The sequence below is a fragment of the Tepidibacillus fermentans genome (assembly GCF_004342885.1).
In the GTDB taxonomy this organism is placed as follows: Bacteria; Bacillota; Bacilli; order Tepidibacillales; family Tepidibacillaceae; genus Tepidibacillus; species Tepidibacillus fermentans.
Genome location: NZ_SMAB01000035.1, coordinates 3,269 through 4,996, shown reverse-complemented (window position 1 = coordinate 4,996; position 1,728 = coordinate 3,269). Strand labels below are relative to the sequence as shown.

The 1,728-nt window shown below is 53.2% G+C and carries 1 rRNA gene; it reads left to right on the top strand.

The window, feature by feature from the left end:
• Nucleotides 1-14: 14 nt before the first annotated feature.
• Nucleotides 15-1,664 (top strand): 16S ribosomal RNA (locus tag EDD72_RS12370).
• Nucleotides 1,665-1,728 lie beyond the last annotated feature (64 nt).

The window sequence follows — 1,728 nt, the reverse complement described above, 5'->3', positions numbered from 1 at the left end:
ATATCAAACAATCTTTAATGGAGAGTTTGATCCTGGCTCAGGACGAACGCTGGCGGCGTGCCTAATACATGCAAGTCGAATGACAGGTGTCAGATATCAGAGGCCAGAGGTCAGAGTGAATGACCTTTCGAGGAAGTAAAACGGATTTGAAAGTAAACATCGTAGTATTGCTTTCATCCGGCTTCCGGTTTCCGATATCTGACATCTGGAATGGCGGACGGGTGAGTAACACGTGGGCAACCTGCCTGTAAGACTGGGATAACCTCGGGAAACCGAAGCTAATACCAGATAGATACGAAATCCGCATGGATTTCGTAAGAAAGGTGGCGCAAGCTACCACTTACAGATGGGCCCGCGGCGCATTAGCTAGTTGGTAGGGTAACGGCCTACCAAGGCGACGATGCGTAGCCGACCTGAGAGGGTGATCGGCCACACTGGGACTGAGACACGGCCCAGACTCCTACGGGAGGCAGCAGTAGGGAATCTTCCGCAATGGACGAAAGTCTGACGGAGCAACGCCGCGTGAGTGATGAAGGTCTTCGGATTGTAAAACTCTGTCATTAGGGAAGAACAAGTACAGGATGAACAAGCCTGTACCTTGACGGTACCTAAGGAGGAAGCCCCGGCTAACTACGTGCCAGCAGCCGCGGTAATACGTAGGGGGCAAGCGTTGTCCGGAATTATTGGGCGTAAAGCGCGCGCAGGCGGTTCTTTAAGTCTGATGTGAAAGCCCACGGCTCAACCGTGGAGGGTCATTGGAAACTGGAGGACTTGAGTGCAGGAGAGGGAAGCGGAATTCCATGTGTAGCGGTGAAATGCGTAGAGATATGGAGGAACACCAGTGGCGAAGGCGGCTTCCTGGCCTGTAACTGACGCTCAGGCGCGAAAGCGTGGGGAGCAAACAGGATTAGATACCCTGGTAGTCCACGCCGTAAACGATGAGTGCTAGGTGTTAGGGGTTTCGACACCCTTAGTGCCGAAGTTCACACATTAAGCACTCCGCCTGGGGAGTACGGCCGCAAGGCTGAAACTCAAAGGAATTGACGGGGGCCCGCACAAGCAGTGGAGCATGTGGTTTAATTCGAAGCAACGCGAAGAACCTTACCAGGGCTTGACATCCCACTGACCGATCTAGAGATAGGTTTTTCCCTTCGGGGACAGTGGTGACAGGTGGTGCATGGTTGTCGTCAGCTCGTGTCGTGAGATGTTGGGTTAAGTCCCGCAACGAGCGCAACCCTTAATCTTAGTTGCCAGCATTGAGTTGGGCACTCTAAGGTGACTGCCGGTGACAAACCGGAGGAAGGTGGGGATGACGTCAAATCATCATGCCCCTTATGTCCTGGGCTACACACGTGCTACAATGGCTGGTACAAAGGGTAGCGAAACCGTGAGGTGAAGCCAATCCCAAAAAGCCAGTCTCAGTTCGGATTGTAGGCTGCAACTCGCCTACATGAAGCCGGAATTGCTAGTAATCGCGGATCAGCATGCCGCGGTGAATACGTTCCCGGGCCTTGTACACACCGCCCGTCACACCACGAGAGTTTGCAACACCCGAAGTCGGTGAGGTAACCGCAAGGAGCCAGCCGCCGAAGGTGGGGCAGATGATTGGGGTGAAGTCGTAACAAGGTAGCCGTATCGGAAGGTGCGGCTGGATCACCTCCTTTCTATGGAGAATTCATCCTACGGATGAAAAAGAGAAGCTAAGCGAAGACACTGTTTAGTTTTGAA